The 5,331-nt window shown below is 70.6% G+C and carries 5 protein-coding genes; 4 read left to right on the top strand and 1 reads right to left on the bottom strand.

Translation table 11 applies throughout. The features are described from left to right. Positions 1-226 precede the first annotated feature (226 nt). On the bottom strand, positions 227-1,420 hold the full coding sequence (locus tag ACFY0D_RS40165; RefSeq protein WP_390802805.1) for an IS701 family transposase: 1,194 nt from the start codon (positions 1,418-1,420) through the stop codon (positions 227-229). Positions 1,421-1,780: 360 nt separating this feature from the next. Between ACFY0D_RS40165 and ACFY0D_RS40160 the strand changes: the two genes are divergently transcribed. The 4 genes from ACFY0D_RS40160 to ACFY0D_RS40145 all read left to right on the top strand — a co-directional run. Continuing rightward, the gene (locus ACFY0D_RS40160) at positions 1,781-2,338 is read left to right on the top strand and encodes a TetR family transcriptional regulator (protein WP_390802804.1); all 558 of its coding nucleotides are present in this window, start codon (positions 1,781-1,783) and stop codon (positions 2,336-2,338) included. Between the two features lie 57 nt (positions 2,339-2,395). Continuing rightward, positions 2,396-3,301 (top strand): UTP--glucose-1-phosphate uridylyltransferase GalU, encoded by a 906-nt coding sequence (gene galU / locus ACFY0D_RS40155; protein ID WP_390802803.1) that lies wholly within the window; start codon positions 2,396-2,398, stop codon positions 3,299-3,301. Positions 3,302-3,501: 200 nt separating this feature from the next. Next, positions 3,502-4,473, top strand: coding sequence for a ParB/RepB/Spo0J family partition protein (locus tag ACFY0D_RS40150; RefSeq protein ID WP_390802802.1), 972 nt, complete (start codon positions 3,502-3,504; stop codon positions 4,471-4,473). A 70-nt stretch (positions 4,474-4,543) separates the two neighbouring features. Continuing rightward, positions 4,544-5,331 (top strand): MFS transporter (locus ACFY0D_RS40145; RefSeq protein ID WP_390802801.1); only part of this gene is annotated, 788 nt, incomplete at its 3' end.

The raw sequence follows: 5,331 nt of genomic DNA, 5'->3' as shown, positions 1-5,331 counted from the left end.
TGCTGCGGCTGAACGTGGAGGCCCGTGACGAGGCCACCCTGGCCAGGATCCGCGACGAGGCCCTGGCCCTCATCCGCGCCTGAGCGCGCTGCGGCCGGACTCCGCCCCATCCAGCCCCGCCGGCGTTTGAGGCGCGCACTGTCCGGCACCCGGGATCCTGGCTCCGCCCCATCCAGCCCCGCCGGCGTTTGAGGCGCGGAGCCGGGTTCCCCGGGGGCCCGTCCGCTCAGGCGGACTGCCTTCCGCGCTCCCGCACCGCATACGCGTACGCGTACGCCGCCGACATCAGCGTCATGTGATGGTGCCAGCCCGGAAAGGACCGCCCCTCGAAGTCGAGGAGTCCGAACTCGTCGGCCAGCGAGCCGAGCACCGCGGTGGACCCGGCCGACCTCCGCACCAGGTGCAGCAGGTCGTCCATCCGGTGGCGGTTCATATTGGTGAGCCAGACGGGCCCACCGCCCCGCCGGCCCGGCGGCCGTTCGCCGAACAGCCGGTAGATCTGCTGAGCCCCCCGCCCCGCCGGTTCCCCCTCCGGCACCCGGACCAGCGCCGAGTGGATGCGCTGCCACCGCGGACGCGCGTCGGGGCCGGCGAGCGGCGCGGCGTACGGGTGGCTGGTGTTGCCCAGCCGGGCGAAGTCCCCCGCGGTGGTCCCGCCGCGCCCGGGTGTGCGCGCGGGATCGACGCCGTGCGTCAGGGCGGCGGCGCGGACCGTGAGGGTGGGCGGTACGGACACCAGGAAGTCGTACCCGCGGCGGCCGAGCACGCCGATCAGCGCGCCCGCGGCGCCGCCGAGGCGGCTCAGGTCGGCGACCACGGGGGGATGCGCCGACGAGGTACGCGCGGCGATCGAGTCGACGAGCTCCAGTACGAGCGCCTCCGGGGCCTGGTGGACGGCCCCGGGAGAGATGCGTGCCCGGCGGCGCAGGACGGGATCCGCCACCCAGGCCTCGGGAAGCGCCAGCCGCCAGTCGACGGGCACGCTCATGCCGTCCAGGGACAGGAAGAGGCAGAAGCCCAACTGGCAGTTGACGATGCGTCCGGCGACGGGGTCGAAGCGGCGGTGCACGCCGACCGAGTGCTCACCGCGCTTGGGGAAGCACACCTGCCCGATCGTCCAGGCCCGCACGGGGTGTCGTTCCTCCAGCCACCGGAGCAGTTCGGTGCGGGCCGGATTCCAGTCCCAGGGACTCGCGTTGATGAACTGCTGCAGGGACTGGGAGGCGGTGGGCGACTCGGTGACGGACGCCGCAAGCCTGCGTACGGACTTCTTTCCCGGGGTGGTGAGCAGTCCCTGCAGGTAGACCCGGGCCCAGCGCCGCTGGTCGGCTCTCGGTAAGTGACCGAAGAGGCGTTCCGTGAAGTCGGCCAGGGCGGTGTCACCGGCAGCCAGGGCTCTGGTCCTCGTCCGTGTCGTCATCTGTCTCCCCCTCCACTGCGGACGTCGGCGTGCGCCGTCGGTAGTAGCCATAGAATACAGAACGTTCGTTTTTTTTCTAGCGAACCTATGGCGCCCCGCCCACGACTTCGGCACGTTGGATCCGGAGGCCTGCGGCGCCCGTGTCGCAGCCGTGCCGGGCCGTCCTCCGGGGAGGCGGGGCATGGGCGCTTCTTCGTCAAGTCGGCGTTGTCGGCGATCGGTGCCGGGGCGACGCTGGAGGCGGCCATCTCCGTGCGGTGCTGCGGAGCGCAATGGCGAGTGAGGAACGACCTGGATGGCAGTGATAGTGCAGTGGTGAAGCAAGAGCGCGGCGTACGTACCCGTAATCATCTGATCTCGGTGGCTGCCGCTGAATTCGACCGCAACGGGTACGAGGGGACCTCGCTTTCCCGGCTGAGCCGTTCCGCCGGAATTTCGATCGGAGCGCTCACCTTTCACTTCGCGGCGAAAGGGGAGTTGGCTTCCGCCGTCGAGGATTCGGGACGCGCGGCCACCCGCAGGGTGGTCGAGGGGGTGACGGCCCGCGGCGGTCCGGCGCTGGACACCGTGTCCGCGCTCGTCCTCGCCCTCGGCCGGCTGATCGAGACGGACGCGGCCGTGCGCGCCGCGGCGCGGCTGACCCAGGAACGGGTCGGTGCCGGACCCGACTGGTGCGGCTGCTGGCTCCCTGACGTCAAGGAGCTGCTCGAACAGGCCGCCGAGCAGGGCCAGCTGGACCCCGAGGTCGACCCGTGCCCGGTCACCCTGCTGACGGCGCACCTGGTGGGTGGTGTCGTCACCCGGGTACGCCGGGGCCGGGGCGAACTTCCCGGCGCGGTGACCGGTGAGCTCAGGGAGCTGTGGCGGCTCATCCGCCGGGGCATCGCGGCCCCCACGGACCCGGAAATGCCCAAGTAGGAAGAAAAGAACGGTAATTCCAGCCACTGGAGCGCGGTGCGCCATAGCGTCGGCAGCATGAATTCCACACCTCACCGGATAACCAAAGCAGTGATCCCCGCCGCGGGACTCGGCACGCGATTCCTCCCGCTGACCAAGGCCACCCCGAAGGAAATGCTTCCGGTGGTCGACAAGCCGGCCATCCAGTACGTGGTGGAAGAGGCCGTGGCGGCGGGGATGTCCGACATCCTCATGGTCACCGGACGCAACAAGCGGCCGCTGGAAGACCACTTCGACCGCAACTACGAGCTGGAGGAAGCCCTCCAGCGCCGGGGTGATCAGGACAAACTCCGGAGCGTCTGCGCCTCCACCGAACTCGCCGACATCCACTACGTGCGCCAGCGGGACCCCAAGGGCCTCGGGCACGCCGTCCTGTGCGCCGCGCCCCACGTCGGCCGGGAGCCCTTCGCCGTCCTCCTGGCCGACGACCTGATCGACCCCCGCGACCCCCTGCTCTCCCGTATGGCCGAGGTGCGGGAACGGCTCGGCGGCAGTGTCGTGGCCCTCATGGAGGTGGACCCGCAGGCTATCCACCAGTACGGATGCGCCGCGGTGGAGCGGCCGACGGGCGGTGACGGCGTGCGCATCACCGAGCTGGTGGAGAAGCCGGAGCCCGGTACCGCGCCCAGCAACCTGGCCATCATCGGCCGCTATCTCCTCGACCCCGAGATCTTCGAGGTGCTGCGGAACACCGAGCCGGGACGCGGCGGCGAGATCCAGCTCACGGACGCGCTGCGCACGCTGGTCCAGGCCGGAAGGCCCGTGCACGGCGTCGTCTTCTCCGGCCGGCGCTACGACACCGGGGACCGCGCCGAGTACCTGCGCGCGACGGTCCGGCTCGCCTGCGAGCGCGCGGACCTCGGCCCCGAATTCCTTGCCTGGCTAAGGGAGTTCGTACGGTCGGAAGAGCTCGTGGGGGTCTGAGCGGCCGCTCGGTGGGCGACCGCGGAAGTTCCCCGGTCGCCCACTCCACCAGGCACTCCTTCGTCAACTTGCCCAGATCTCAACGGGGTTCGGCCTCCCGATTGGTTACCGAACGGTAATTACGTAATTTCTTCCCCGGGGCCGCCCTGCCGAACGGAGCGGCGCCCGAAGCACCGAGTGCAGAGAAGGAGGTGAACTTCATGGACAAGCCGAACCCGCGGCACGCGACGACAACCCCCGACGCCGCGTCCGAGGTACCGGTCGGCGCACTGCTCGCCGCGGATTCCCCTCGCACCGTCCAGGTGGACGAGAGCCATGCACAGGCCCTCGCGCAATCCGGCCGGACGCTGCCGCCGCTGCTCGTGCACCGCCCCACCATGCGGATCATCGACGGCACGCACCGGTTGCGGGCCGCCGTACTGCGCGGGCAGGACACGGTGGGAGTGACGTACTTCGACGGCAGTGCCGAGGACGCGTTCGTGCTCTCGGTCGAGGCCAACATCAGTCACGGGCTCCCGCTGACCCACGCGGAACGGACCGCCGCGGCGCTACGGATCCTGCGGTCCCACCCGGACTGGTCCGACCGCGGTATCGCGCGGCGGACCGGGCTGGCGGGCAAGACCGTCGGGGCACTGCGACGCCGCGGGACTCCGGGGCCCGCCCCACCGGGCCGCGTCGGCCAGGACGGCCGCGTCCGACCGGCCGACCCGGTCCGCGGCAGGGAGGCCGCGGCCCGGCTGCTGGCCGGCCGTCCCACCGCGTCGCTGCGGCAGATCGCGCGGGAGGCGGGCATCGCGCCCTCGACCGTGCGGGACGTACGGCGCCGGATCGGAGCGGGCGCGGACCCCGTACCCGCCGCCCAGCGGCGCTCCGGCAACACCCCGGCCCCCGCACCGCCTCCGGTCCCCGCCCGGGTCCGGGGGCAGCCACTGCCCGTACTGGTCACCAGCCTGTGCAAGGACCCCCTGCTCAGGCTGAGCGATGCGGGCAGGCTCCTGCTCCGCATGCTCGACCTCCAGGTGAGCGGACTGCGTCAGTGGGAGCGGATCGTCGCCGCAATACCCCCGTACCGCGTGGAAACGGCGGCCGCCGCGGCCGCCCAGTGCGCACGGGACTGGCAGGAACTGTCCGAAGAACTCCGGCGCCGTGCCTCGGCGCAAACCCCTGCCTGAGCCGGCTTCCCCGGCGAGTACCGGCCTTCGCGTCTGAAGGCCTCGGTTGTGATCGAAAGGATGTATGGCGATGTCGGTTGTCGAGGGAGCGCGTGTTGACGCGGGTTCAGGGGAGGGGGGAGGAGCCGAGGGGCCCGTTCGTCTGGATGGGCGTCTCAGGTTGGTGTTGGTGGTGCTGCTGGTGGCGCAGTTCATGCTGGCGGTTGATTTCTCGATTCTGAATGTGGCGTTGCCGGTGATCGGTGACGGGCTTGGTTTCTCGTTGTCGAATCTGCAGTGGATCGCGACGTCGTTCGCGTTGTGTGCTGCTGGTTTCACGTTGTTGTTCGGCAGGGTGGCGGATCTGTTCGGGCGGCGCCGGCTGTTCCTGGTGGGTCTGGCGGTGCTGGGTCTGTCGTCGTTGGCGGGTGGGCTGGCGAACAGTCCGGAGATGCTGCTGGTGGCGCGGGTGTTCCAGGGTCTTGCGACGGCGGCGGTGACTCCGGCGGGTCTGTCTCTGCTGACGACTTCGTTTCCGGAGGGGCCGTTGCGTCAGAAGGCGTTGGGTCTGAATGGTGCGTTGATGTCGGCGGGGTTCACGACGGGCGCGATCCTGGGCGGTGTCCTGACGGATCTGCTGTCGTGGCGGTGGGCGTTCTTCATCAATGTGCCGGTGGCTCTGGCGGTGTTGTTCATCGCTCCGACGGTGATCAAGGAGTCGCGTCCGTCGGTGCGTCCGAAGCTGGATCTGCCGGGCGCGACGGCCGTCACCCTGGGTCTGCTCGCGCTGATTTACGGGTTGACGCAGGCGGGTGAGCACGGCTGGGGCTCTGGGAGTGCGCTGGGGTGGCTGGCGGCGGGTGTGGTGCTGCTGGTGGT

It is taken from the genome of Streptomyces sp. NPDC001502 (assembly GCF_042894785.1).
GTDB classification, from domain to species: domain Bacteria; phylum Actinomycetota; class Actinomycetes; order Streptomycetales; family Streptomycetaceae; genus Streptomyces; species Streptomyces kutzneri.
This window is presented reverse-complemented; position numbering and strand designations above follow the sequence as displayed.

What these genes read in the sequence shown, in the direction of transcription:
- galU (WP_390802803.1), top strand. Translation starts at nt 2,396, where the DNA reads ATGAATTCCACACCTCACCGGATAACCAAAGCAGTGATCCCCGCCGCG.
- ACFY0D_RS40150 (WP_390802802.1), top strand. Translation starts at nt 3,502, where the DNA reads ATGGACAAGCCGAACCCGCGGCACGCGACGACAACCCCCGACGCCGCG.
- ACFY0D_RS40165 (WP_390802805.1), bottom strand. Translation starts at nt 1,420, where the DNA reads ATGACGACACGGACGAGGACCAGAGCCCTGGCTGCCGGTGACACCGCC.